Origin of the sequence: Priestia endophytica DSM 13796, from assembly GCF_900115845.1 — a bacterium.
Lineage (GTDB): Bacteria > Bacillota > Bacilli > Bacillales > Bacillaceae_H > Bacillus_I > Bacillus_I endophytica.
On record NZ_FOXX01000003.1, the window covers coordinates 285,915 to 312,053 of the forward strand.

A 26,139-nucleotide genomic window follows, 5' to 3' on the forward strand; every position below is an offset into this window, starting at 1 on the left:
TATCGGAATTAGCGGTTTTATGCAAGTGATTATTTACAAAATAGTTTTTTTTATTCTAAAACCTATCAAAACTATATTACTAGATAATGAAAATTTCCTTTATTATTTCTTACTTTAACAGAACTTGTTTCCTATAACATTCTTCCTTTTGTTTTAGGGAGCTAACTTATTCTTATGCTGTTAGCACAGCATTAATACGATTAAATACCTTTTATATACTTCCTAATGCAGTACAAATTTCAGTTAGGAAAAGTTCATTAGAATAAGTATGATCAAGAAAAAGCAGCTCTAGTTAAGAGCTACTTTTTCTTTCTATATAACAATAATGGAGCACCTTTTTTGCATCGAAAAATGTTTCTTTGTGCTTTTTTTAACATAAAAGATCTACAAATAGTTGTTGCTTTCTTTATTTCTGTTAAGAACATCTTCTGTCTTTTTTAGCACTTTTGGCTTCTTTTTGTTATAGTTACGAAACTTTTGTTCAAGTTGTTCAAGCGTCATTCCTTTTGTTTCAGGAACCCACGTTTTAACGAAAAGAAGCGCGCCTACACCTAGTACTGCGAAAATAAAGAATGTTGAGGATAGCCCGATTGCTCCTTTTAACATTGGGAATGTTAAGCCAACGAGAAAGTTGACCGTAAAGAGACAAAAGACTGTAATCCCCATTCCCATCCCTCTTAATCGTAGAGGGAATATTTCTGAAAGCATCAACCATGTTACTGGAGAAACAGCTCCTTGTTGGAATGCTAAAAACGTAACAGTTAAGGCTAAAACAACGTAAGGTAGAGCAGTTGTTCCTTCTAAGAATAGTGAGCTTACTCCGATTAAAATCAGCGTCACTGTAATGCCGATAAGGCCTCCCATCAACATTTTTCGGCGACCTACTCGCTGAAGAAGCCAAATTCCAACAAAAGTTGCTAATACAGAAACAATGCCATTTGCAATATTTCCAATAAGAGCTGCTTCAGTACCTAATCCAGAATCTTTTAAGATTTCTGTGCCATAATACATAATAGAGTTAGCACCTGTAATTTGTTGAATAACAGCAATTCCGATTCCAATCAAAATGAGACGACGAATCCACGTAATTTTTAAATCTTTAAAAGATGCCTTTTTAATTTCTGATTCACGATTTATAGCCATTTCAATATCATGAAGTTCTGTTTTTGCACGATCATTTGTGCGCATCTTTTCTAAGACAGATAGCGCTTTTTCTCTTTTTCCTTTTGCTACAAGCCATCTCGGGCTTTCTGGAAGTTTTAGTCCTCCAAAGAATAAGATAACAGCTGGAATAGCAGCAATCGGCAACATAAAGCGCCAAATATTTGGATATTGGCCAAGTGTATTACCGATAATGGCATTAAATGTAAAAGCAAAAAGCTGACCACTTACAATCATTAATTCGTTTTGGGTTACAATTCCGCCCCTGCGTTCAGCGGGAGAAACTTCTGCTAAGTATGCTGGTACAATTGTTGAAGCTGCTCCAACAGCAAGACCTAATAAGAAGCGAAAAGTAATCATAACAGCTGCGTTTGGAGCAAACGTGCATCCAAGCGTTGTAATAAAAAATAAAATAGCACTATATAAAAGGGTTGTACGACGTCCATAGCGATCCGATAATTTCCCGCTAATTACGGCTCCAAACGCTGCACCTAAGAGTAAAGCACTTGTTACAAGTCCTTCAGTTAGTGAAGTAAGATTCAATTGATCTTCCCTAGACATGTAGGGTAAGGCTCCATTTACTACTCCTGTATCATAGCCATATAGAAGCCCACCGAACGTAGCAACGAGGATAATCATCCTCAGCGTTGATTTTTCATTTCCATTGTTATTCATGTTCACTGCTCCTATCTTTTTAATATCGACTAGTAAAATGTGTATCTTGTGTTTTTTACTATACCCACAAAATTTGATAGAAAAACAAAACATGTGAAAAGAATTCAATTTACGAGAAATAGATTATGATTTTTCGTAAAAATCACTTGTTGCTGTAATAACGATTCACTTTTCGAAAGGATTTTAATATTTCACAAACTCTTTCAAAGAAAGCGCTTTATATCCTTCTAATATAATATTTCTCTTCAATTTCAAATGGTATTTCAGAGAATAAAATTCCTCAACTTTTAAAAAAGATAAACTTATTTTATTTTTATCTCTTTTCTTTCCTTGTAATTCCTCTTTCTTTCTGTTAAAGTTAAGAAGAATTATTTTTGTTCGGCAACAATCTAGAAGTTAAGTAATTTTCGTCTTAAGATTTGGACAAGGATAGTATTAACGTATGTGCACAATGCACGAGGAGGCAACAACTATGGAACAAGGTAAAGTAAAATGGTTTAACGCAGAAAAAGGTTTTGGATTCATCGAACGTGAAGGTGGAGACGACGTATTCGTACACTTCTCTGCAATCCAAAGCGAAGGTTTCAAATCTTTAGACGAAGGTCAAGACGTAACGTTTGAAGTAGAACAAGGCCAACGCGGACCACAAGCAACTAACGTTGTAAAAGCATAATTATAAAAGCAGACTCCTCTGAGTCTGCTTTTTTTGTGCATTCATTCAAGTAAAAAACCCTATTCACTATGAATAGGGTTCGTTAAAGCAAAAATAGTAATGTGTAAAGCAAATGGTATGCTTAAGTATAGCACAAAAATTCGCGCTGGTGTTTTATTTTTATAGATTTTATTTTTTACATATGACCTTTTATAAAAGGTGCCACAATGATATAGAGAGAGAACACAACTACAATCCAAAACATAGCAGACTTGATGAGTGTATTCCGCTTTTGAAATATTTGCCGAACTGCCGTATAAAGACAAAATAAAAGCAAAGAAACGCCAAGCCACACAACTCCCTCATGACCTCCATAAGAAATCCCTTCACTTTCATATATGTTTTTCAACATAGTTGTTGTTAGTAGCCATCCAACGATAAGACAAAGAGCAAGTTCAATAATAGCTCTTATATACATTTTTTTACGCATCAGCCAAAACCTCCTCTTACAAATTTACCATAAATGTTCGCTCCTTTCCTAATTAAGCAAACCCCCTCTATTTTTCAGTGCAAAAATGCTGTACGATAAAGAGGACGTGAAAAGGAGATGAAACGTTTTGGCTCTTATCTTAATTTTATTTGCTCTTATTGCTGGGATGGCTTTACCAACACAGTTTAGCATCAATGCTCAACTTCGTCATGTCGTTGGGTCCCCTGTTGTTGCTTCAACGATTTCTTTTATTGTCGGGGCTCTAGCTCTGCTCATCATTTCCATAAGTGGAAAAGGACTGCAAGCCAAAAAAGAATGGCTACATGCACCATGGTGGGTATGGACAGGAGGACTTCTTGGCGCTTTTTACGTTGTAGCGACCGTTATTCTTATTCCACGGATTGGAGCAACTGCTACTGTCGCTTACATTTTAGGCGGGCAGATGATTGCTTCTGTACTGATTGATCATTATGGACTTCTTGGTGTTCATACTCATCAGTTAAGCCTTCCTCGGTTAGCGGGTGTAGGGCTCGTTGCTTTAGGGGTTATTATTATTCAAAAGTTTTAGGAAGGAAGAACTCTACTAGATTAGAGTTCTTCTTGGATTAGCTTTATAGCTTCTTCTATTTTCATTACTCCCCTATTTTCATTGCCACGTTTTCTCACAGCGACAGCATTATCATTCTTTTCTTTCTCTCCGATTACAAACATATACGGAATTTTCTTCATCTCCCCTTCTCTAATCTTTAGACCTATTTTTTCAGTGCGGTCATCTATTTCAACTCTGTATCCTAATTCTTCTAGCTTTTCTTTTACCTTTTCTCCGTACTGAAGTTGAGCATCATTAATAAGTAAAATTTTCACTTGAACAGGAGCGAGCCAAAATGGAAAAGCACCGTTATAATGTTCAATTAAAATGGCCATAAAGCGTTCGATAGAACCGTAAATTGCTCTGTGAATCATAACAGGATGATAAGATTTGTTATCTTCCCCAATATATGTGCATTGAAATTTCTCAGGCATTTGAAAATCAAGTTGAACTGTTCCACACTGCCAGCTTCGGCCTAAAGAATCTAAAATGTGAAAATCAATTTTAGGGCCGTAAAAAGCTCCATCTCCTTCATTTACGCTATATGACACACCTTTTTCTTTGAGCACACTCTCTAATGTTTCTTCTGCTTTTTCCCACATGTCGATTTCGCCCATAAAATCTTCTGGTCTTGTTGAAAGTTCAACTTTGTATTGAAAACCAAAGTGAGTATAAAACTGATGGATCAAAGTTAAAATATCGGCTACTTCACGATGAATTCCCTCTTCTGCTACAAAGATATGTGCGTCATCTTGTGTGAAAGAGCGTACACGTAAAAGACCATTGAGCGAGCCTGACAGCTCGTGACGATGCACAAGCCCAAGTTCTGCATAGCGAAGCGGTAGTTCACGATAACTTTTTCTTTTATGTTTAAATGTTAACACTGCTCCTGGACAGCTCATTGGCTTAATTGCATAATTTTGCTCATCAATATAAGTAAAATACATATTTTCTCCGTAGTGGTCCCAATGTCCTGATTTTTCCCACATTTCTTGTTTCATCATAATTGGTGTTTTAATTTCTTGATAACCTGCTTTGTAATGCTCTTTTTTCCAATAATTTTCAAGCTCATTACGTACAATCACCCCATTTGGTAAAAAGAAAGGCATCCCTGGTGCTTCTTCCATTGTTGTAAAAAGATCAAGCTCCTTTCCTAGCTTTTGGTGACTTTTTCTTTCCTTTGCTTGTTGTTCCATCTCTATTCCTCCTTAAAAATAAAAAGACCGCACTCATCCCAATACAAGGGACGAGTGCGGTCGTGGTTCCACCCTAAGTTCCATAAAGCAAAAACAGCTTTATGCTCAAAGATTTGATAACGGTTTATTCCGTTTGCAGATACTCTAACTATTTATTTCCCCGCAAAAGCTCAAAGGTGGTAAATTGTTTTTCTCTCTTAAAGGCTCTCAGCCAAAGGCCCTTTTCTCTGAAAAAGAAAGGTAAAAACAATTCATGTCCTTTTCATCGCTAAATCATTATTCGACGTTATGTTGTAGTGATTATAGCGAACATCTTTTTAAAAAGTCAAGTTTTTTTAGAATCAATCACATCTTTTTTATAAAGAAATGAGTTTCATTACAACTTTCCTTTCTTATCTTACTCACTAGTTAGTATATGAAACTCCTTTTGTAATGATAAGACGCTATCACCATCTAGGAAAAAATATTCAAATGTTCCACTCCTCAAAAAAGGATTTTATGGTACAATATGTCTAAAATGCTAAGAAACGCTATTATATATTTTTTTAGAAGGCGTAATTATGACTTCTTATTTCTTTATCGTCTTCTCTTCTTGAAAAATTTCTGTTCCCCTATTTTCTGCTGTTCTTTTTCCTAGTATATTTTATGTTGTTCTCTTCAAAAAGCAAGCTAAAAAATAAAAAAAACAAACTATATATTCATAAAAAATGAGAAAGAAATGGAGAATATAAGATGGCAACTATTTCATTAGCTGAAGCTGTAAAATTAAAAAGCGTTCTATCTTCACGTATTCATGAACTAGAGGAAGAAATGGATCGTGTCGCTTTTGTAGAAATTGAAAAAGATCAAAAACCACCTAAACAATCTCGTACGCTAGAACATGTTGAAAATGATGTAGAAGAAGTAAGAAGAGATTTACGTTTGCTTGATCGCCTTATGTATGAGGCAAATGTACAAAATGAAGTTATGTTTGATGAAACTCCACTTACAATTGTAGAAGCGATTGAGCTCGCTACTCAACTTAGAGCCAAAGCACGTAAATATAAAACATATGCTTCATCTTCTATTGAAGAATACCAATACTATGGAGATGGAGTACAAATTGTTAAGCTCGCAATGTTTGATCCAGAGGAATATCGCCTAAAAGCTTTGGAAGCAGAAAAAAGAGCTAATCGTTTATCAAATAGCATTAATGCTAAAAATTACGCTGTTTATCTTCCATTTGATCGCGATAAATATTTTTAAACCTTGAAGCGGTGAGACTCCCTTCAAGGCATAGAAGGAGAAACCTCCCAAAATAAGTTTGGTTCATGTGATGGATTTAGCAAAACCAATGACTATTGACCAATCACACTTTTACCTTTTACAAATAACCAACTTTTGCAATTGTGGTCGATGACCGTTCCTTTTCGTTTTATCTCCTTCTATGAGAAAGAACTCCCCTTCCTTTGAAGGTGGAGTTCTTTTTTACAAAATAGACGAGATTTTGTTAACGCAACACTTTAAATGTCTCTTCCCCCGTCTTAGGAGAAATCATAAATTGTATTTTTTCATCTTCCTGCCCTTTGCCTTGGAGAATAATCGTCGCTCGATAATCACCCTGCCATATGACAAGTACATTACGTGAGGAAAGCGCATCTCCATCGTTAAAAACAGGACGTTTTATATAAACAAAGGAATGACCCCTAGCCTCTATCGTTGAGGGACCAATAAATGTTGGCTTTCCCGTCTCAAAAACTTCTATTTTATTTATATTCCTTGGAGAATGACTTTCTACAATCAGAGTTTTTTGTAAATAATATTGATGGGAATAATAGCCTGTGAAAAGAATAAACGGAAGAAAGGCGAGGATACAGAAAAAAACGAGCACTTTTCTTTTCCTATTAACTTTTGCTTGATCTTTATCTTTCCTGTCATTTCCCTCTTTAAAACGATTTTCTATGTATTTTCTTAGCCACCATACAAGCGAGTAAATGAACCAAAAAAATAAGTATATATAAGAGAGTAGGAGCGTATACCCTAACAAAGAAGGAGCGTAAATATGATCTATGAGTCTTCCTATCTCTATTTGCCCTTTCTCTAATACTCCTCTATCATGGCCAACCTTAATAAAGATAGCTGTTAAAACAGTCAAGAATGATGTTTTAACTCGGACTTTAAAAAAGAGTTGGGTAAGGGCTATAACAAGAGAAACCAACGGAAGAATTTGGATGAACATCATCGTTACAGCAATCGATCCAAAGTAGGCCACAGAGCTGATGTAATCTAACATTAAAAACGACCTCCCAAAATTTATGAGCGTTGAATATGTTCCGATACTAGTTTTTTAATTTAGCTCATCACTTTGGAATAAAATAAAATGGATTTCCGTTTTTTATTAGGACAGAAATCTATATCAATCTACATCTTTATTAAAAAATAGCTTTTAGTTAATACTTAAATTTTAACATAGTGAAATCCATTTCAACAAAGAATTTTAGGCTAGACTATCCTTTTTTGTAAATATTTTTTCATTGACAATGTATTATAAGAGCGTTATTTATATCCTTTTCAGTTGTAAAAGTAAACAGAGTTCGTTACGATAAAAGAGAACAAAGAAACGGAGTGAATATAATGGCAAATATTTTAATGGTGAATTTTCCTGCTGAAGGACACGTAAATCCTACCCTTGGTATCGTAGAAGCTTTCAAAAAGCGAGGAGATAACGTCCATTATGTTACAACCGAACGCTTTAGAACTCGTCTTGAAGGAGTCGGCGCTTCTGTACATACGCATCCTGATTTAGTAACAGGTGTCTCGATTAAACCTTTTACACCTGAAGGTCTTAACGCATTTTTAAATATTCAAGTTAAAACATGCCTTCATGTTCTTGAAATTGTTAGTACTTTAAAACAAAACATTCAATTTGACTTTGTTTTTTATGATAAATTTGGTGCTGGCGAACTTGTACGTGATTATTTGAACATTCCTGGAGTTGTATCTTCTGCATCCTTCTTAATGCCTGAAAATCGTTTAGAGGCCATCCCTCTTCATCCAAATAACGCCGCTAACTTTCTCCCTAGCGAGGAAGTTCAAAGCAATATTGATAAATTTGAGAGTGAATATGGCGTCAAACTAAAAAGCCTTCTTCAGCTGATGAACAATCAGGGAGAACTAACAGTTGTGTATACAAGTGAATTTTTCCAACCTACGAGAGAACTGTTTGACAGTACATGTCACTTTATCGGACCAAGCTTCCCTAACCGAAATGTAGAACATTCTTTTCCACTTTGGAAGCTTGAAAATGAAAAAGTGATCTATATCTCAATGGGCACTGTATTAGATGATATCGAAGGATTCTTCAACAAGTGCATTGAAGCTTTTGCAGATTTCGATGGCAAAGTGGTCATCGCAGCTGGTGAAAGAACAGACTTTTCAAAACTAAAAGAAGCTCCTGAAAACTTTCTTATTTTCAGCTATGTTCCTCAACTTGATGTTTTGAAAAAAGCAGATGTTTTTATTACACACGGAGGAATGAATAGTGTTAACGAAGGCATTCATTTCGGAGTACCGCTTGTTGTAATGCCTTTTGACAAAGATCAGCCAATGGTCGCACAGCGCCTTGTTGATCTTGAGGCAGGATATCGAATCGAAAAAGAGACGGTCACTTCGGCTATTTTAAGAAATGCTGTCGAAGAAGTATTAAAAGATGAAAAGTATAAAAAAGGAATTGAGGCTATCAAGCGCAGTTTTGAAAAAGCCCCAGGACCTGTTAGAGAAGCAGAAAGAATTATTGGTTATATGGAAGGAAAACTTTCTGTTTCATCCTAAAATATGCAATAAAAACCTCCAATTGTTAAGCTGGAGGTTTTTTTATTATAATGATGCGTGAAGAATAGAAAGTACGTCTTCCTTCGTCAGCTTTTTAAAGTTTCCAAATCCACCGTGTTCCATTTCACGAGCTGCAATTTCTGCAATTTCTTCTAGTCGGTCATCGCCAATATTGTAGTCTGCTAATCGAGACGGAGCTCCTAGACTTGACCAAAATGCACTTAGCTTATCAATTCCTTCTAGTACAATTTCTTTATCTGTTTTTCCTTCTGATTCTATTTCAAACATATTTGTCATAAGACGTTTCATACGGTCTACGTCTTGATCAATCGTATGTCTCATCCAGTTCGGGAAGAGAATGGCAAGTCCACCTGCATGTGGAATATCATATACAGCAGATACCGCATGCTCAATTGTATGAGAAGCCCAATCTCCGAAGTACCCCATTTGAAGCGTACCGTTTAAAGCAATTGTGCCTGAATATAAAATCGTTTCGCGATGCTCATAGCTTTCAAGATCTTCAAGCAATTTTGGAGCTGTTTCAATAACCGTTTGCAGTACAGAATAGCACATACGGTCTTGTAGCTTTGTATTTTTGACATTGTGGAAATATTGCTCAAAAACATGACTCATCATATCTACCATGCCATACACTGTTTGATCACGAGGAACAGAGAACGTGTTAACAGGGTCTAAAATAGAAAACTTCGGATGCGTTACTTCGCTACCCCATACGTATTTTTCATTTGTTTCCCAGTTTGTGATAACAGAGTCTGGATTCATCTCAGAACCTGTTGCTGCTAAAGTTAGCACAGTGCCAAATGGCAATGCTTTTGTAGCTGTTACTTTTTTATTGATAATATCCCATACGTCACCATCATATGAAGCTCCTGCTGCAATCGCTTTGGTGCAGTCAATTACGCTTCCTCCCCCAACAGCAAGCAGGAAATCAATTTTCTCATTTTGGCAAATTTCAATTCCTTTTCTTACCGTTGATAAACGTGGGTTTGGTTCTACTCCAGCAAGTTCAAATATGCTAGCTTCCGCGTCATTTAGAAGGCTAATCACTTTGTCATATAAGCCATTTCGCTTAATACTGCCGCCTCCGTAAACAAGCAAAATATTTTTTCCGTAGTTTTTTAGTTCCTCTGATAAAACGTTAAGCTGATTTTTTCCGAAAATCAATTTTGTCGGGTTATGATACGTGAAATTTTCCATATGTATAATCTTCTCCATTTTATAAATTTGCAAGCACTGTTATAACTTGTGCACAGGTGTGCTATTATAAACATTCTAATGCAAGAATTCAAGGAGATTGTTTACATCTTCACAAAATTTACATAACTAAAAAATAAGAAGGCTATTTATGATAGCCTTCTCAGGTAAAACTATTTATGGGTTATGATTTTGCCTTTTTCATAGTAAGAGTCCCAAATATCTTCTGGTACCATGCTACCTCCTGTACTCCACGCAATATGGGTTGCTTTTTCTAACTGACCGGTAACAAGATGGTTTCCCTTATTCCTATGTAAAACGACCGGACCAGCCATTCCAGCTGCTGCAGATGGTTCTACTTTAATCGCTTCTTTATCTTTTAAGAGATGCAACAAAGAAAACAACTCATTATCTGATATTGTATACACACCACAAATTAGATGTTCTAAAAATTCTCCAATAAAACGAGAAGGCCTACCAACTGCAAGACCATCTGCCTCTGTTTGGTTATCTAATCCAAAGTCTTGTACACATATACCACTATGCTGCTTCGTCATAAGACCAAGTAACATACATGGAGAATGAGTAGGCTCAACAAAGAAACAATGAACACCCTGTCCAAATACAGTCTTCAAACCGAATGTAATACCTCCAGGAGCGCCTCCTACTCCACAAGGTAAATAAACAAAAAGCGGATTTTCTTCATTAACTGTTATATTTTTTTCCTTTAACTGCTCTTTCAATCGTAAGGCGGCAACAGCATACCCTAAAAATAGGTTTCTTGAATTTTCATCATCAACAAAATAGCTTTTCTCATCTTGAAGAGCCTGTTTTCTCCCTACTTCTACTGCTTTACTATAATCATCACTATGTTCTACCACTTTCGCACCTTTACTTCTTAATAAATCTTTTTTCCACTGTTTGGCGTCTTTAGACATATGGATAATCACATTAAATCCTAATACAGATCCCATAATTCCTATACTTAATCCTAAATTCCCTGTTGATCCACAGACAATAGAATAATTGGAAAAGAAAGATTTAAATTGATAGTGAGAAAATCTCGTATAGTCATCATCATGGTGAATCATATTATTTTTCATTGCCAAATCTTCTGCTAGTTTTAAAACTTCATAAATACCGCCTCTCGCTTTTACTGAACCTGATATGGGAAGTTTATTATCTTCCTTTAAAAACATCTGGCCATGTATAGACACGTTATATCGGCTTTCTAGTTCTGCTTTCATAGAAACTATATTCGTTAAGGGAGATTCAATCATTCCATCCTTCTCTTCTGTTTCTGGAAACACTTTTGCAATGTATGGAGCAAAACGTTTGAGCCGCTGTTCAGCTTCTAGAATATCCTTTTCACTTAAAGATAGATTCATTGTTGCTTCATCATTAATAAAATAGTCGCTATTGAGCCATAATACTTCTTTATAATCCATAATTTGTTGTACAAGGAGATTTTTTTCCAAGTCTCGGCTATATTTGTTAATGACATCTTGCTCACTCCTTTCTACTATGAAACCATTATCGTACAAACTCTTTCTTTTTATAAGTGAATTCCTCATACAAAGATGAAACTGGTTGAAATCCTATTCCCTCCCCTTTTGGCACTTCAATCATACTATTTTGATTAATCACAACTTCAGGAGAGACAAAGTCTTTTTCCCAGTAACGGTTTGAGGCAGGAATGTCACCTGGAAACTTAAAATTTGGTAGAGTTGCGACAGCAATATTATGAGCGCGACTAATACCTGTATCTAGCATTCCTCCACACCATACAGGAATGTTATGATCAGCACACAAGTCGTGAATTTTTTTGGTTTCTGTTAGTCCTCCTACACGTGCTACTTTGATATTAATAGTCTTTGTACTTCCTAACTCAATAGCTTTTTTTGCATCCTCTACAGAATGAATACTTTCGTCTAAGCAAATTCTTGTTTTCATTTCCTTTTGTAGTTTTGCATGGTCCACAATATCATCATGTGCTAAAGGTTGTTCAATCATTAATAAGTTTAAATCATCTAGCTGTTTTAGTAGCTCTATATCCTTTAAGGTATAGGCAGAATTCGCATCTGCCATTAACATAATGTTTCCAAATTGTTTACGAACCTCTTCTAAATAGGACAAATCTTGACCTGGCTTAATTTTAACTTTCACACGGCGGTACCCTTCTTCTAAGTGACCTTCTATAACGCGCAAGAGGTCATTTGTAGTTGGTTGTATTCCAATACTGACTCCTGTTTCAACTTGCGAACGCTCCCCACCTAGAGCTTTCCATAATGGCATATTATTTTCTTTAGCATACAAATCCCATACGGCACAATCTAAGGCTGATTTTGCCATCTGATTTCGCCGGATATGAGAGAATAGTTTATTCATTTCCTCCGGATGATCAATCGTTCGCTTTTCAAAAAGAAGAGGAATCAGATAGTCTTTAAGAATATGCCAAGCAGTTTGATTTGTTTCTTCATTATAAAAAGGAAAAGGAAGAGCTGAACAGTCACCATATCCTACATAGTTTCTAGAATAAACTTCTGCCACAATGAAATCTCTTTCTTTTATAACCGCAAAGCTAACCTTAAACGGCTTTTTCAATCTCATTTTCATTTTTCGCAAGACTACTTTTTCAATTTTCATCTTTGTCCTCCTAATGTTCATATCCTCTATCTGCTATTAAAAATAAACGTTTCTCGTATCGCAAAAGAAATTTACTATTACGAAACAGTAGGCGTCGGAGCATCGTCTATCTCGGTTGACTTTCGCACTCTTTGAATTGTTAAACCTGAGATAATGGAGAGTCCTGCTGACGCAATAAGAAACCAAAAAGCTGCGTCATATGAGCCATTAAATGCGCTAATTAAAATTCCAATCATAAGTGGTGAGACAAATCCAGCAGATTGACCGCCAAGATTGATCATTCCACTTGCTGAACCAATAATATCTTTTGAAAACATTTTCTGAGGGAGAGCTGTAACTGTTGCAAAAACGAAAGATTTGAAGAAATAAACAAGAGCTTGAAAGGTGATAACCATTGCAACAGAAGAAGCATTATACATGAGGTATAGAAAGATAGCTGTTAAAGATGCGCTAGAAATCAACAAATATTTTTCCTTGCCGCTAAAATATTTGTCCATAATCCATCCGCCAATTGTCATAGCAATTCCTGCTGCAACAAAAGGAAGCGGAGTTAAAATCCCAATGGCTTTCAGATCTAAATTACGTACATTCATCAAATACGTTGGCATCCAAGAATCAAGACCCTTATTGACCATGCTTAATCCAAACCAAGCGATAACGAGTTGCCACATAAGCGGCATTTTTAATAGTTGTTTTAAAGACGTTTTCTCTTCTGTTTTTTTACTTTGTTTTTCTTCTTTCTGTACAGGGGACTTTATGAAAAGCCAATAAAATAGGACAAAAACAATCCCTGCTGCTCCAATAATGAAAAATGTTTCTCTCCATCCTAACCATAAAATCATAGGAGCAATAATAAGGGGAGCAAAAGCACTTCCAACATAGTTAGAGGACATCAAAATAGAAGCCATTCTAGGTCTCTCTTTTTTAGGGAACGTTTCTGCGATTCCCTTTAAGCTAGCAGATGGATAAGCTCCTTCACCAATTCCAAATAAGAAACGTATCACAACTAGTGAAGCTAATGACCAAGAGAGTCCAGTGAATATTGTAAAAACAGACCAAATTAAAATAGCACTGATAATAATCTTTTTTGAACCAAACTTATCAGCGAGCCATCCACCTGGTAGCTGCATAATTGCATAACCAACAAAAAAACTGCTTAATACTACCCCAAGCACTGTTGTACTCAAATTAAACTCACTGCCAATGGCGGCAATCCCGATGTTAATTGCAGCTCGATCAATATAAGAAATACACCAACCAAGAAATAAAAAAGCTAAAACCGAGTATTTGCCGGACGATTTGGCGGGTGAGTTATGCATTAAAACATTCCCCCTTTATCTATTGAGATTGCGCCTTCCTTCTTAAGATCTTTTTCATATTCTCCTAGCTTCTGAATGACGTGACACGTACATTTTATCCCATTAAGAAAATAATCAATTTCAATATTTTCATTTGGCGAATGATTTCCTTGATCGAAATTTGCATATGGAACAAGGATAGATGGCAATTGCAATAATTCTGTCCATACATGGTCTGGCAAGCTCCCTCCAAGACTTGGCTGTATAATAGGCTCTTCGTTATAAGCCTCTCGCAATGCTTCTGTTACAACTTCAACACATTTCAATTCTGCTGACGTTCGAGAAGGTTTGAAAGAGCCAACTCTCTTAACATTAATATCTGGAGCATATTTTTTTACATGAGTACAAAATTTCTTATAGATATCATCAGGACTTTGATCAACAACAAGACGAATGTCCATCTTTAGTGTCGCTTTAGAAGGAATGATCGTTTTAGCTCCCTCTCCTGTATGCCCACTATGAATCCCGCATATATTAAAAGTTGGTTCCATTGTTAATTTTCGATAGTACGTCTCTCCATCCATTTTCAAACCCGGATAACCGATTTTTTCCCCTATTTCCTCTTGATCATAAGGAATAGATTTTAGTAGCTCTGTCTCTTTTGAAGATAGAGGCAAAATATTATCGTAGAATCCTTCAATTAATACTCGTCCAGAAGAATCTCTCATTGTTGATAACAAATCAAAAAGTTTCCATACTGGATTTGGCACAATATTCCCTTTGTTACCTGAATGATTATCCCACTCTCCTCCTTTAGCTGTAAGTTCTAGATAAAGCATTCCTCTCACACCAAGCAACATAAGTGGTGCATTACTTTCGTGAGAAGAGCCATCGGAACTATAGACAAGATCTGCTTTTAAAAGCTTTTTATTCTCTTCTACAAATGAAGGAAGATTGACGCTTCCATTCTCTTCCTCTCCCTCAAAAACAAATTTAATATTAATCGGCAATTCCCCTACAGCATCTAAATATGTTTTAACAGCTAGTACATGTGCCATTAGTTGTCCTTTATTATCTCCTGCACCGCGACAATAAATCTTCCCGTTTCTAACTGTCGGCTCAAATGGAGGAGAAACCCATTCATCAAGCGGATCTGGAGGCTGGACATCATAATGTCCATAAATTAAGAGAGTAAAATCATTTTTACTGTTCATCAGCTCCCCATATACAACAGGATGACCATCTGTTTCGATAAGACGTGCATTAATGCCAAATTCATTCATCATTCCTTTAAGTAAAACTGCACACTCCCTTATTCCTGTATTTTGAGCACTTATACTTTTTTGGCGAAGTAAAGTAAACAATTGATTTAAATAGTCTTCTTTTCTCTCTTCAATCATTGCTGAAACGTTTCTTAAGGTCATCATCCATCTCCCCTTTTTTCATTCAATGTAAGGTTTTCACTCAAACTTTAATAGATCGGAACTAACGACCTTTGATGTTATAAATACAAGACCGTTAAATTGACGCTATATTGTCGCTAAATAATCCGATAAAAGTATTATAAATAATTTTCAGAATATTTACAATATTATTTTTTAGTATTTTATTAGTAAACGTTTTTATTTTTCTTCCAAAATTTTATAGTTTGCTTTATGATGACATTATTACATCCTAACGTTGAGAAGGGGAAAATGATGATACGTATTGCTGTTATTGGTTCTGAACAACTTATAAAACACGTGTTAAAGACTAAAAAAGATGATGTTGAACTCGTGCCATGCATATATAAAACTCCTGAGGATGCCCCTGCTCTCGTCAAAGAAGTAAAGAACAACACTCATGTGTTATTTTTCGCAGGTCCCATTCCTTACTTTTTGTCTCAGCAGGAAATTCAAAAAAGCGGTCTTCCCTCCGTTTATATTCCATCAGATGAATATAGCATTATTTTATCCTTGTATCATATTCGTTATATTTTACAAGAAGAAACAAAGAGCATTTCTATTGATATATCAGACCAAGATTATGTATATAACGTGTTTGATGAACTAGATATAAGTAAAGACTCATTATTTGTTAAAGAATATGAAGGAAACTATAACCTGGGCTCACTTGTAGCCTTTCATTACAACCTTTGGAAACAAGGTAAAGTTGACTTTGTTCTCACAAGTGTTGAAGCTGTATATGTAAAATTAAACGAACTCGGCGTAAAAAGTATGCACATTATTAAACCTCAAAAAAACATTTCCGATGCTCTAGATCGCGCTATTGATCAAGGGAAAATTAGAAATAGTAAGAAAGCACAAATTGTTGTAGGTCTTGTTACAATTGAAGATCCTTCCTGTTCTTTTCATAACGCTGAAAATGAGCTTCATCATAACCCATCGATGAAAGCCTATCAAATATTAAAAGAATTTGTGAAAAAGATTAACGCATCCGTTTTACAGTTAGAGGAGAATCAATTTATCCTTTATGCAACAAGGGGCGCTATAGAGAAAATAACAAATGGTTATAGTGAGCTTCCTATCGCTGCTGAAATGGAAAAAAGACTAGAGGTTTCAATCAGCTTTGGGTTTGGATTTGGGTTAACAACAAAGGAAGCACAGGAAAATGCTAATATCGCTCTTTATCATTCAAGAAATTCAGTACAAGGAAAAGCTTATGTTGTGACAGATAAAAAAGTAGTCATTGGCCCTTTAGACAGTCAACCTCAACAATATGCCTTAAGAAGCATGGATGAAGATATTCTTTCAATCTCTAAAAAAACAGGGATAAGCGTATCAAACGTAAGCAAAATTGTAGAGTTTCTAAATTTCCGTAATTTTGATCATTTCTCGGCAAATGACCTTTCTGATTACTTACATTTAAGTAAACGAAGTGCCGAACGAATGCTCAAAAAACTTCTGGATCATCATTTAGCTCAAATTGTAGGAGAAGAACAACCTTACCAAAAAGGAAGACCTCGCTCCATCTATAAAGTAAATTTTTAAATAAGCTTCTCGTAACCTCTAATTTTCATTGCATAAAAAAAGGAAGGAGAAAATCTCCTTCCTTTTTCTATTCTTATGCTTTAGCAGGTACTTTAACACCAAATACAGATTTTGGCTCAAGGTATTCTTCAATCCCAAATGCTCCCCATTCTCGGCCAATACCAGATTGTTTAAAGCCTCCAAATGGTGCACTGCGATCTTGTTCAGCATCATTTACAACAATTTGACCTGCGCGAATGTTTTTAGCCACATAATCAAGAGTTTCTTGATCTTCACCAACTACATAGCCTGCTAGACCATATACAGTATCATTCGCAATTTCTAATGCTTCATCAAGGTCTTTGTACGTAATCACTGTTGTTACAGGTCCAAAAATTTCTTCTTGGGCAATGACCATGTCGTTTGACACATCTGTAAAGATTGTTGGTTTCACATAATAACCTTTTTCTAATCCATCAGGTTTTCCTGTACCACCTGTAAGAAGCGTTGCTCCTTCATCAATTCCTTTTTCAATATAAGATTGAACACGATCCCATTGCTTTTTAGCTACAAGAGGACCTGTTACAACATTTTTGTCTAACGGATCTCCGACTGGGAATGACGGAACAGCTTTTTTCATCGCTTCCTCAAAATCTTTCTTCATAGATTCTGGGATGATAATACGAGTTGCTGCTGTACAAACTTGTCCAGAGTTCAATGAAATATGAGATACGGCAATTTTGGCAGCTTCTTCAATGTCAGCGTCATCCAATACGATTAATGGAGATTTACCGCCAAGTTCTAGTGCTACTTTTTTAATTGTTTTTGCTGCATTTTGCATAATTTTTTCGCCAACACCTGCAGAACCTGTAAAGGATACGAAGTCAATATCAGGGTGTGAGCTAATGCCGTCTCCGATTGTGCTGCCTGTACCATTCACAAGGTTAAACGCTCCTTTTGGTACCCCAGCTTCGTCAATAATCTCAGCAAGGATCATCGCTGCAAATGGTGTAAGCTCAGCAGGTTTTAATACCATTGGACTTCCTGCTGCGATGGCGCTCGCAATTTTTGTAGACGTTTGGTTTGTTGGAAAATTCCATGGTGTAATAAGACCGCTAACACCGATTGTTTCTTTAATTATTTTGTAATTTCCATAATCTTCTTCAAATTTATAGTCTTTTAAAGCTTCCGCCGTTTTCTTGAAATGCGCAAGACCCATTTCGTAGTGAACTTCCTCAGAAAATTTAAGCGGAGCGCCAAGCTCGTCCGTCATTACTTGTACAAGCTCGTCTTTACGTTTCTCGTATCCTTTTGCAATCTTCTCAAGCATTTCAATTCGTTCTTCTCTTGATGTTCTTGAGAACGTTGGAAGAGCCGCTTTTGCCGCTTGAACAGCTTTATCTAAATCCTCTTTTGTTCCTAGGCTAATTTGACCGATCGATTCCTCTGTTGCTGGGTTGATGACATCTTCTGTTTCGTTACCTGTTGATTCTACCCATTCACCGTTAATAAAATGTTTTAAGTTTGTATACATATGTTCATCTCTCCCTTTTCAATTTACTCTTTTCTATTTTTAAATGTTATCCTGTTATAATGTTGTCTAGTCTTTGTTTACCCGTCTCTATACATTTAAAACAAGAAAATTGAAAAAGAACTGTTCGAGGCGCTCTTATGTTAAGTCTAGTATCTTTTCTAATGATAGGATGCAAAAAATAGAACATCTCCTATTTTAGAAGTTTGACATTTGATCTATAATTATAAAAATGCCTAGGAATAAGCCATTAAGAACCACAAAAGTTCCATAAAAACCACCCAAATTTGAAAGTAATAAAGATAGAGTAATAAAAATAATGGTTTCGATACCAAACAACATCACAAGAGCTCCTACCCTCTTTGCAAGCTTTTTTCATTTCGAGGTTTGAAAATAATGTTATAGCCTGCAATGAAATCAACCTTTTCTCTTTTCCCAATTTTAACCCCTACATAAATGATAAAAAGACTCATAAGAATCACTAAAAACAGCTTAATCATCAAAAAGTACCCTCCTTATCCTTCAGTTTTCATTTAAATCTTTATACGATTGTTCTCTTCTTTTTGTTTCCCCTGCTTTAACTTTCTTTTCTGTTAAATTTTTCAGAAATATCTTTCATTTCATACTTTATCGTAGTAAACTATTAGAGTGATAAAATAGTAAAGGTTGGATAACAAATATGAAAAAGATTTTTGTAATGGCAAGCAGTGGGGGTAATTTATATCATCTAGGTGGCAGCAGTCCAGATCAATTGATGAGAGAATTAAATACACAAGTAAAAGAAGCTGGTTTTATAATTGAAGGTGCTCAATTTATTGCAACAGATGCTTCTATGGATGCCCTAAAAAAGAATACAAAAGCACGATTACTCGAGTGGAATCAAGAAAAAGAACAGCTGACGCTCGTTTTAGAAGATAGTTTAGAAGCTGTCAATGAAAAGGCTAAAGAAATAGATCAAAAAGTGGCCAAAAGCATTTATGAGGGAAATATTGATGGTGTTATCGCGATGAGTGCTGATCCGAAAGGAGCAAACAAATTTGCTGCTAAAGCGACAGCTGAAAAAAAGATTCCTCTTGTTGGAACAGGAGGAACATCAATGGCAGCCTTTGGATCGCTCGGAGCTCATATTATTTCACAATCAGGTACAACAGGTACTTCAAATAAGACAAGAGCCATTGGCTTTGTTACGTCACTTTCTAAACACTGGGATGTAAAATATCGACCAGTGCTAAACGAAAAACAAAATAAGAATGATTTATCTTCTAGAAGCAAAAAGATGAATTTTAGAAGCATTATGACCTCTTCACTTCCTGCTTTTATCTCTTTAGCTATTATTTTAGCATTAAGCAAAATTCCAGGTCTTGAGAAAGTTGAAGATATATTTGATTTATTAATTGCAGCTCTTCCTGTTGTAATTGCGGTTATTGCAGCTCGACAAATAGCTGACTTAGATGAAATATCAATTGTCGCAGGTGTTGTGGCTGGGGTGATGGCAACAGATAGCGGTATCTTAGGTGGGTTACTTGCAGGAATTTGTGCAGGTTATCTTGTGCCAGCTCTGTTCTCACTGTGTACAAAATGGCGCTTTCCTACCACAACTGTTAATATTGTTGCAGGTGGATTAGGAGGACTATTACCTGGTCTTGCCGTCTACTTTATCCTTGGTCCTATTGCTCTCAAAGCCGGCAATCTCATTCGAAACACGATTGAAAGTATGATTGATTTTAATCCAATCGTAGCTGGAACTTTAGCAGGATTGCTCATTTGGCCGGCTATTTTAGCTGGTATCTATCATGCAGCTATTTTACCTATTGTTATTTTAGAAATGGAGAAAACAGGAAACAGTTTTTTAAGATCTGTCGATATGGTCGGACTCGTTATGGTTGCAGCTGGTATTAATCTTGCGAATATTATCTTCCCTAAAAAACGAGGGGAATCCGCAGCAGCAGCTCCCTCATTCCTTATCAACATTGGGTTTGGAACGTTTGTCGAATCTGCTTATCCATTTATGTTCGCAAGCAAACTAGTCTTTATCGGCGCACTCCTTTCGTCAGGAATTGGGGGGATGATTGTTGGGCTTTATGACTTACATGGTACAGCTTACGTTCCTTCCTTTATTGCTCCATTTCTATCCAATCATACACCAGGGTTTATTATTGCTATGATTACTTCTTTACTCGCTTCCTTTATTTTTACAGCAAGTGCAAATAAGCTAGAAACTACACAATCAAATAAAAAAGCTAGCGCGTTTTTTTAAAATGCGCTAGCTTTTTTATTCTGCTTCTATTTTCACATGACGATGAGGTACAGGAGAAGCTAGAATAACAGACGTTGTTAACGCTCCAAACGGCATAAGTCGATCAATTAGCATCCTCATTTTTGCCATATCCGGAACAGCGGCTTTTAGAATATAGCCTGATGTACCTGTTACGCGATGTGCTTCAATAATTCCCTCCTCTTTTTCAATAAACTTTTCAATCTCAGCTGGAGACTTTTTTAAATCCCCAATTTGGATAAAGAGCTGAATATCTAAACCAACCTTGCTTAATGAAATGCGCGCACTAAATTCTTCAATAATACCGCTGTGTTGTAAACGATGAAGGCGCTCTGAAACGCTCGGTCTGCTAAGAGCTAACCTTTTAGAAAGTTCACTAACGGTCATGCGGCTATTTCTCTGCAAAAGTTCTAATAGCTTTACATCAATTACATCCATACGAACAACTCCTTCAAAATAAAAACAAAAATTCAAAATATATTTCAAAAGAGAAAGTATATACTTTTATTCCCTTCCTTTTGATATGTAATTCTTCTCCCTGTCATCATATCATTAAATTATGACATATCAAACTATTCTTTTAGAAATAAAGAAGACTTATTAATGGAGGATATGATGAAAAGAATTTTTAGCATTTTACTCGCTTGCCTTCTTACAGGAACAGGCGTTATTATTTTAAATCATTCACATGTTGTAACAGGAGGAACTGCAGGTTTATCGTTAAGCTTGGCGTATCTTTCGGACGCCCCTTTTACTATTTTATTTTTTCTTATTAACATTCCCTTTTATATTTTTTCCTTTTTCAAAATGGGCATGAAGTTTACAGTTACAACGATTTGTGCTGTAACACTGTTATCTTTAATAACAGCTGTTAATCCCTTTCTCCCTTATTTTGAAGTTCCAAGCATCCTCGGGACTGTAATTGGTGGAGCAGTAATTGGTCTCGGATTATCTTTTCTTTTTATAAACGGAGCTTCTCTTGGTGGATTTAATATTGTAACTCTTTATTTTCAAAAGCGATTTCAACTAAACCCAGGAAAAGTGAACTTTTTGCTTGATTTTGCTGTTGTTTTATTGAGCATGTATAGCATCGGCATTTTCAAAGGACTATGTTCCGTTGCTTCTATTGCTGTGACTTCTTTTATCATCGGCTATTTCAAACGTCAAATAGCAGCTAGCAGCAAAGAACAAGCTATACAATCTTCGATAAAAACGCCTTTTCAACATAAAGCAGAAGCTTAAAAAACCGAGCACAAAGTTTGGCTCGGTTTTTCTTATTTTCTGCAATATTTATGATAGCTTTCTTCAAACTGCTTGAGCTCTTTCTCGTTGAAAATGCGCTGCACATATAAATTCAAAAGTTCTTCATCTGTTAAGGGAGCATGAGATGATTTGGTGATTTGTTCTCCTGAATACTCATAGGAATGTGTTTTCCCTTCATATTCGAAAAGATCCCATCCTGTTCTCGTTGCGTATAGCTCACGATTTTTTGTTAATACATCAAAACCACCACGAATTTTTCCTTCTTCAACTTCCGCTTTAATCATAGGAACGCCAGCATAATCTTCATGATATGTTGTAGATAGTGAAGCAAAATTCTCTTGAACGGTTTCTCTTAATTTTTTTATATCTTGCAATTCTAACATGTCTTATCACCTCTGTTACAGCATTTCCCCTCTTACATTTAACTTGAAACCTTGCAATGCGCTAGAGTTACTTTTTAATTCTTAGAAAAAAACCGTACTATATCAATAAGGTAAAGCTTTTACAAGGGGTTCTTTTATTCTGAGGAAGTAAATTAGAAGTATTATCGGGTAAGGTTATACTGTTTTTCATATCGGAGAATCGAAATAAAAAGGTCTCTATAATAAATAAAAGCGAAGGAAACGTATTTCCTTCGCTTTTAGCCATAATTTTATAAAATTATGCTTTAACTACGTTAGTAGCTTGAGGTCCACGGTTGCCTTCTTCAACGTCGAAAGTAACTTCTTGACCTTCTTCTAAAGTTTTGAAACCTTCGCCTTGGATAGCTGAGAAATGTACGAATACATCGTCTCCACCTTCAACTTCGATGAATCCAAAACCTTTGTCTGCGTTAAACCATTTTACTTTACCGTTTTGCATGAAAAAATCCTCCTAAATAACTGTACCTATATGTACAATATCCTATTATAACCATCTACTTATAATTATAGGCAATTAAAAAAGCTGCAACAGAATCTGGAGATTTAACCTTGCTATCCCCTCCTCAGTTACAGCTTATTTAAATCTCTATATTATTAAAAGTAAAATGGTTTAAATAAACTATAACACGCTACCCAAGAAAAAGCAAAAAATATCGCAAACTTTTTTTAAAAATGTAGAATTGTGCCTGTTTCCCTAAAAGTTCATGAGACAATCGTTCAAAAACATAAAATAGAATGACCAAGATCACGGAGGTGAATAAATGGGTGTTGTAAAAGCAACAAATGCACATATTGATCTTCTCGCCCGCTTGCTCAGAGCAGAAGCGGAAGGTGAAGGACAACAAGGAATGCTTCTCGTTGGAAATGTCGGCATTAATCGAATTCGTGCAAACTGCTCTGATTTTAAAGGGCTCCGGACAATCCCTCAAATGATTTATCAGCCACACGCTTTTGAAGCTGTGACACACGGCTATTTTTATCAAAGAGCACGTGAAAAAGAAAGACGATTAGCTCGTCGCGTTATTGGCGGAGAATATGCATGGCCTGCTCGGTATAGCCTTTGGTATTTCCGTCCTGAAGGAGATTGCCCTGCAACATGGTACGATCAGCCGCTTGTTGCTCGCTTTAAGCTTCACTGCTTTTATCAACCAACAGCTGAAACATGTGAGAATGTGTATAATACATTTTAAAAGAAAACTAAAAAGCTCAAAATACTGTATTTGAGCTTTTTAGTTTTCTTTACTGTTATTCTTCCCTGTATGTGTCTTGATTTGCTTGTTGAATAAATGAACTAACAGGGCCTCTTGAGCAAATACAAAGTTCATGCATTGCTCTTGTACAAGCAGTATAAAACAGATTTCTCTCAAACTCTTTCTCGTACTTATGAGAAGAGGCGTCATAAACAATCACAGCATCAAATTCGATTCCTTTTGCTAAATAAACAGGTAAGATAATCGTTCCTTTTTGAAAAGAATAGGTTTCCTCATCCATAAGCTGGACATGAAAAAGACTCTCTAATTTTTCATAAGCTTCGCGACTTTCTCGAGTTGTTTTACAAATAATCGCGATTGTCGTATGCCCCTTATCAATAAATCCCTTCACATAATCAGCAATCCTTCTATGATGAAAAGAATCGTCAACTACGCTAACAACAGGCTTTGGTCCTCTTCTGTTAAAAGGTTCTATCTTCTCTCCTTCTTGGATTAACGGCTTTGTAAACTCCACAATTTCTCTTGTTGATCTATAGCTTTTTAAAAGCGTCATTTCTTCTCTTTCTTCCTTGTTATAAAGAGTCGGTGACAGCAATGTTTCTCCATTCATCGCATGAGCATAAATCGCCTGATTCTTATCTCCTAAAATCGTCATTTGGCATCGCGGAAAAAGCTCTTGAAACAGCATAAGCTGAAACGGCGAATAGTCTTGTGCTTCATCAATGAACAAATGTTGAACAAGAAGGTTTCGTCTTTGTCCTTGAAGCTTTCCGAGGAAATATATATATGGAGCTGTATCTTCATACGGAAGATGCTTTTTACGCAAGTTTTTTAAAGTATAAGCTTTTATTTTCTCCCAGTCATGTGGAACAGGAAGCCCATTCACTTTGAAGAGTTGCTTATAAAGAGCAACATCATCAATAAATTTTAATTTTTTCACTGCCGCTCTTAGCGGTTTGAAATACTTTTTAACAATCTTTCGAGAAAGTCTCTTTTGCTCTCTTTCAAAATCATTAAACGTATTCTCTGAGAACGCCTCTTCCCTTTGAAGCTGATCGTAGACATTCACGTAATCTTCTGTTTCTAAAAGTTCACTTTCCTCTAGTGCCCATTCTTCTTCCCTTTCTTCTCTTTCTTTCTTCGAAAGCTCCGTTAAAAGCCACTGAACAACAAGGTTAATTCGATTTGGAATAGATATTGAGGAATCAAGAGAATAAAAGTAAGCTTTTATTTTAACAGCATGAATGAGCATTCTACCGCGAAAACGAATATGTTTAAAAATCATATCTTGTTCTTTAAGATGGTCAATGTAAGAATCAATAAGCTTCTGAAAAGAAAGCGTTGCTTTATATTGAATGCCTGCTAACTTTGCTTCATAAAAATCATTTTCTTCATATGTTAAAACATATTCAAGCTGTTTGAATGGATTTTCTATTTTAAAACGACCGCCAATCTCTTTTTCAATATACTCCCGATATGTGGTTTGCTTAACATTATCTTCTCCAAGCTCTGGAAGTACTGTACCAACATAGCTGCTAAAAAGCGGATTTGGAGAAAAGAGCATAAGATTTTCAGCTGTTAAATCATGAAGATGACGATATAATAAATAAGCTACACGTTGAAGGGCAGCTGACGTTTTCCCGCTTCCCGCTGCACCTTGAACAATTAAATAGCGGCTTTTTTCATTTCGAATGAGCGCATTCTGTTCTTTTTGAATCGTAGCTACAATTGTCTTCATATGTGTTGAAGCGTTGTTTCCAAGCACTTCTTTCAATAATTCGTCCCCTATTGTTACTCCTGTATCAAACATGCTTGTAATTCTACCGTTTTTTGTAATGAATTGTCGTTTCAACAACATAGAGCCTTCAATACTTCCCTCGACTGTTTCATATTTAGCATAGCCTGGTGAATAATCATAATAAAGACTTGAAATAGGAGCTCTCCAATCATAAATAAGAAAGTTTTCTTGCTTTTCATCCATTAAAGAGGAAATGCCAAGATACACAATATCTTTATCTTTCTCCCCATCTTCTCGAAAATCAATTCGACCAAAATACGGAGCATCTTTTAATCTTGACAGAGTTTTAAATCTTTTATGTAACTGACCGTGAGTGCGCTCCCGCTCTGAAAGCATTTCAGCCTGTTGCTTTATGCTTGCTAACGTTTCAACAGCATCTTCATCATTCTCAATGTTTACTGTCACATCATCCCAAAACGTTTTGCGCAAATGGACAACATCTGTTTTTAAATCTCCTGAATAAGAAGTAATCGTATTAAGCTGACGTTCAATTTCCTTTTTTACTTTCTCTATTCTCTTTTCTTCAAATTTACGTTCTTCACTTTTTTCCATCTTGTTCTCACGCCCTTAAAAAGTTTGACATATAGATAAACTTATTATATAATTATATTGGATAAGTTTATTTTCATGTATTTTAAACGTATCCTTATCTATGATAACCTATTTAGACTATATTAACAATAAGCAAATGGCAGAACAGCGCTGTTCTGCCATTTTGATTTTCTCCTACTAGATAACAAACTTGCGAATTAGTTTCCTATCCCCTCTTATTCTTTGCATTGTTTCCTTGTTTTCGCCTAACATAATCCCTAATAAAGAAACTTTATCATCTTTAAGTTAAAAAAACTCGATTACTTGTTCAAACTCGAAGCCAACATCTTGTAACCAAATTTTCCGCTATCGCTGCTAGCATCCTCTTGATATTGAAGTATTTCTAA

At 35.8% G+C, this 26,139-nt stretch carries 24 protein-coding genes and 1 other annotated feature; of the genes, 8 read left to right on the plus strand and 16 right to left on the minus strand.

All coding sequences use genetic code 11. The features are described 5' to 3' along the window. Positions 1 to 384: 384 nt before the first annotated feature. A complete protein-coding gene (locus BM012_RS08215; RefSeq protein ID WP_061805093.1) occupies positions 385 to 1,836 on the minus strand; it encodes a sugar porter family MFS transporter in 1,452 nt (483 codons plus the stop codon). A 472-nt stretch (positions 1,837 to 2,308) separates the two neighbouring features. On the opposite strand from BM012_RS08215, the gene BM012_RS08220 reads away from it, so the two are divergent. Next, a complete protein-coding gene (locus tag BM012_RS08220) occupies positions 2,309 to 2,509 on the plus strand; it encodes a cold-shock protein (RefSeq protein WP_019395379.1) in 201 nt (66 codons plus the stop codon). Between the two features lie 175 nt (positions 2,510 to 2,684). Here BM012_RS08220 and BM012_RS08225 read toward each other — a convergent pair whose 3' ends face one another. Then, a complete protein-coding gene (locus BM012_RS08225) occupies positions 2,685 to 2,978 on the minus strand; it encodes a hypothetical protein (RefSeq protein ID WP_061805092.1) in 294 nt (97 codons plus the stop codon). A 127-nt stretch (positions 2,979 to 3,105) separates the two neighbouring features. Here BM012_RS08225 and BM012_RS08230 point away from each other — a divergent pair, with 127 nt between their 5' ends. Next, positions 3,106 to 3,546: a DMT family transporter gene (locus BM012_RS08230; protein WP_040057914.1), complete on the plus strand. Its 441-nt coding sequence runs from the start codon at positions 3,106 to 3,108 to the stop codon at positions 3,544 to 3,546. Positions 3,547 to 3,566: 20 nt separating this feature from the next. Here BM012_RS08230 and thrS read toward each other — a convergent pair whose 3' ends face one another. Beyond that, positions 3,567 to 4,763, minus strand: coding sequence for a threonine--tRNA ligase (thrS, locus tag BM012_RS08235; RefSeq protein ID WP_061805091.1), 1,197 nt, complete (start codon positions 4,761 to 4,763; stop codon positions 3,567 to 3,569). 43 nt (positions 4,764 to 4,806) lie between these two features. Then, positions 4,807 to 5,038 (minus strand) — a binding site (T-box leader). A 457-nt stretch (positions 5,039 to 5,495) separates the two neighbouring features. Here thrS and BM012_RS08240 point away from each other — a divergent pair. Beyond that, positions 5,496 to 6,008: a hypothetical protein gene (locus BM012_RS08240; protein ID WP_061805090.1), complete on the plus strand. Its 513-nt coding sequence runs from the start codon at positions 5,496 to 5,498 to the stop codon at positions 6,006 to 6,008. 244 nt (positions 6,009 to 6,252) lie between these two features. Here BM012_RS08240 and BM012_RS08245 read toward each other — a convergent pair whose 3' ends face one another. After that, positions 6,253 to 7,035, minus strand: coding sequence for a hypothetical protein (locus BM012_RS08245; protein ID WP_061805089.1), 783 nt, complete (start codon positions 7,033 to 7,035; stop codon positions 6,253 to 6,255). A 341-nt stretch (positions 7,036 to 7,376) separates the two neighbouring features. Here BM012_RS08245 and BM012_RS08250 point away from each other — a divergent pair, with 341 nt between their 5' ends. Beyond that, positions 7,377 to 8,573 (plus strand): macrolide family glycosyltransferase, encoded by a 1,197-nt coding sequence (locus BM012_RS08250; RefSeq protein ID WP_061805088.1) that lies wholly within the window; start codon positions 7,377 to 7,379, stop codon positions 8,571 to 8,573. A gap of 45 nt (positions 8,574 to 8,618) precedes the next feature. On the opposite strand, the gene BM012_RS08255 is transcribed toward BM012_RS08250, so the two are convergent. The 5 genes from BM012_RS08255 to BM012_RS08275 form a co-directional block, all read right to left on the minus strand. After that, positions 8,619 to 9,791: an iron-containing alcohol dehydrogenase gene (locus tag BM012_RS08255; protein WP_061805087.1), complete on the minus strand. Its 1,173-nt coding sequence runs from the start codon at positions 9,789 to 9,791 to the stop codon at positions 8,619 to 8,621. Positions 9,792 to 9,961: 170 nt separating this feature from the next. Next, positions 9,962 to 11,236, minus strand: coding sequence for a D-serine ammonia-lyase (locus tag BM012_RS08260; RefSeq protein ID WP_235606179.1), 1,275 nt, complete (start codon positions 11,234 to 11,236; stop codon positions 9,962 to 9,964). 85 nt (positions 11,237 to 11,321) lie between these two features. After that, positions 11,322 to 12,434 carry an o-succinylbenzoate synthase gene (menC, locus tag BM012_RS08265; protein WP_061805086.1) on the minus strand — a complete coding sequence of 371 codons (1,113 nt, stop codon included), beginning with the start codon at positions 12,432 to 12,434 and terminating at the stop codon, positions 11,322 to 11,324. A gap of 77 nt (positions 12,435 to 12,511) precedes the next feature. Continuing rightward, positions 12,512 to 13,753 (minus strand): MFS transporter, encoded by a 1,242-nt coding sequence (locus tag BM012_RS08270; protein WP_061805085.1) that lies wholly within the window; start codon positions 13,751 to 13,753, stop codon positions 12,512 to 12,514. Further along, positions 13,753 to 15,156 (minus strand): M20/M25/M40 family metallo-hydrolase, encoded by a 1,404-nt coding sequence (locus BM012_RS08275; protein WP_061805084.1) that lies wholly within the window; start codon positions 15,154 to 15,156, stop codon positions 13,753 to 13,755. Before BM012_RS08275 ends, BM012_RS08270 begins: the two co-directional genes overlap by 1 nt. A gap of 270 nt (positions 15,157 to 15,426) precedes the next feature. On the opposite strand from BM012_RS08275, the gene BM012_RS08280 reads away from it, so the two are divergent. Then, the gene (locus BM012_RS08280) at positions 15,427 to 16,722 is read left to right on the plus strand and encodes a hypothetical protein (RefSeq protein ID WP_139210315.1); all 1,296 of its coding nucleotides are present in this window, start codon (positions 15,427 to 15,429) and stop codon (positions 16,720 to 16,722) included. Between the two features lie 73 nt (positions 16,723 to 16,795). Here BM012_RS08280 and BM012_RS08285 read toward each other — a convergent pair whose 3' ends face one another. The 3 genes from BM012_RS08285 to BM012_RS26765 all read right to left on the minus strand — a co-directional run bounded on the left by BM012_RS08285 (position 16,796) and on the right by BM012_RS26765 (position 18,735). Continuing rightward, complete coding sequence (locus BM012_RS08285) at positions 16,796 to 18,235, minus strand: aldehyde dehydrogenase family protein (RefSeq protein WP_061805082.1); 1,440 nt, start codon at positions 18,233 to 18,235, stop codon at positions 16,796 to 16,798. 195 nt (positions 18,236 to 18,430) lie between these two features. Continuing rightward, on the minus strand, positions 18,431 to 18,574 hold the full coding sequence (locus BM012_RS26760) for a hypothetical protein (protein ID WP_235606176.1): 144 nt from the start codon (positions 18,572 to 18,574) through the stop codon (positions 18,431 to 18,433). A gap of 11 nt (positions 18,575 to 18,585) precedes the next feature. Further along, on the minus strand, positions 18,586 to 18,735 hold the full coding sequence (locus tag BM012_RS26765; RefSeq protein WP_235606175.1) for a hypothetical protein: 150 nt from the start codon (positions 18,733 to 18,735) through the stop codon (positions 18,586 to 18,588). 176 nt (positions 18,736 to 18,911) lie between these two features. Here BM012_RS26765 and BM012_RS08295 point away from each other — a divergent pair, with 176 nt between their 5' ends. Further along, positions 18,912 to 20,489, plus strand: a complete 1,578-nt coding sequence (locus BM012_RS08295) for a hypothetical protein (RefSeq protein ID WP_061805081.1) — start codon at positions 18,912 to 18,914, stop codon at positions 20,487 to 20,489. Between the two features lie 15 nt (positions 20,490 to 20,504). Here the strand turns inward: BM012_RS08295 and BM012_RS08300 are convergent, their stop codons facing one another. Beyond that, entirely contained in the window at positions 20,505 to 20,945 is a 441-nt protein-coding gene (locus BM012_RS08300; RefSeq protein WP_061805080.1) for an Lrp/AsnC family transcriptional regulator, read from the minus strand. Positions 20,946 to 21,122: 177 nt separating this feature from the next. On the opposite strand from BM012_RS08300, the gene BM012_RS08305 reads away from it, so the two are divergent. Next, complete coding sequence (locus tag BM012_RS08305) at positions 21,123 to 21,749, plus strand: YitT family protein (protein WP_061805229.1); 627 nt, start codon at positions 21,123 to 21,125, stop codon at positions 21,747 to 21,749. Between the two features lie 32 nt (positions 21,750 to 21,781). On the opposite strand, the gene BM012_RS08310 is transcribed toward BM012_RS08305, so the two are convergent. After that, positions 21,782 to 22,153, minus strand: coding sequence for a hypothetical protein (locus BM012_RS08310; protein WP_061805079.1), 372 nt, complete (start codon positions 22,151 to 22,153; stop codon positions 21,782 to 21,784). 277 nt (positions 22,154 to 22,430) lie between these two features. After that, positions 22,431 to 22,631 (minus strand): cold-shock protein CspD, encoded by a 201-nt coding sequence (cspD, locus tag BM012_RS08315; RefSeq protein ID WP_019395360.1) that lies wholly within the window; start codon positions 22,629 to 22,631, stop codon positions 22,431 to 22,433. 322 nt (positions 22,632 to 22,953) lie between these two features. Here cspD and BM012_RS08320 point away from each other — a divergent pair, with 322 nt between their 5' ends. After that, positions 22,954 to 23,382 carry a cell wall hydrolase gene (locus BM012_RS08320; protein WP_061805078.1) on the plus strand — a complete coding sequence of 143 codons (429 nt, stop codon included), beginning with the start codon at positions 22,954 to 22,956 and terminating at the stop codon, positions 23,380 to 23,382. 55 nt (positions 23,383 to 23,437) lie between these two features. Here BM012_RS08320 and helD read toward each other — a convergent pair whose 3' ends face one another. Continuing rightward, positions 23,438 to 25,753 (minus strand): RNA polymerase recycling motor HelD, encoded by a 2,316-nt coding sequence (helD, locus tag BM012_RS08325; RefSeq protein ID WP_061805077.1) that lies wholly within the window; start codon positions 25,751 to 25,753, stop codon positions 23,438 to 23,440. Positions 25,754 to 26,139 lie beyond the last annotated feature (386 nt).